The sequence below is a fragment of the Oleiphilus sp. HI0079 genome, from assembly GCF_001635105.1.
On the sequence record NZ_LWFT01000878.1, the window covers coordinates 1 to 721 of the forward strand.

Here is a 721-nt window from a genome sequence, read left to right on the forward strand (position 1 = left end):
CTCAAGAAGTTGAATTATTCTCTGGCACAATAAAAGAAAACATCGCGCGGTTCACTGAAGCTGACGATGCCAGCATCGTAAAGGCTGCCCAGATGGCAGGTGCGCACGAGCTAATACTCTCACTTAAAGAGGGGTACGACACCAAGATCGGTGCCGGTGGTGTGAATTTATCCGGCGGCCAAAAACAGCGGGTCGGCTTGGCCCGTGCGCTTTTTGGAGAGCCGCGGATTGTTTATCTCGATGAGCCAAATTCTAATTTGGACGAGCCGGGCACGCTGGCGCTCACACGCGCAATTCAAATGCTTAAAGCAGGCGGTGCGACGGTTGTGCTGATCGCTCACCACCCTCGCTTGTTTATGTTGAGCGAGAACTTGTTGGTTCTTAATCAGGGTGTCATGGAGCGTTTCGGACCAACGAAAGAGGTGTTAGAGGCGCTTAAGCAAGCGACGGCTGCAACCAAAGGAACCGACACTTCGACGACAGCAAAGCCTCAGCGCAAAACCAAAGAGAAGCCTGACTACAATCAAATTAATCGCCCAATAAGCTCGCTTAAGTCAGCTCTATCAGTAAGCAGCAACGTAAAAGCCGGCGGAAACAGTCCGGATGCCTTGGCAGACGATCAGGTAGAGGGCCTGGTCAAAGATCAGTTGGATGAAAAAGAAAGTGGTGAAAACAAATGAAGATAATCCCAGCGCCACCCGTCAAATACGATCTTAACAAA

General features: G+C 50.5%; 1 protein-coding gene. It reads left to right on the forward strand.

Features of this window, described 5'->3' with window-relative positions; all coding sequences use genetic code 11:
* A partial coding sequence (locus A3750_RS16300) for an ATP-binding cassette domain-containing protein (RefSeq protein WP_156498655.1) occupies positions 1-680 on the forward strand: 680 nt, incomplete at its 5' end.
* Positions 681-721: the final 41 nt, after the last annotated feature.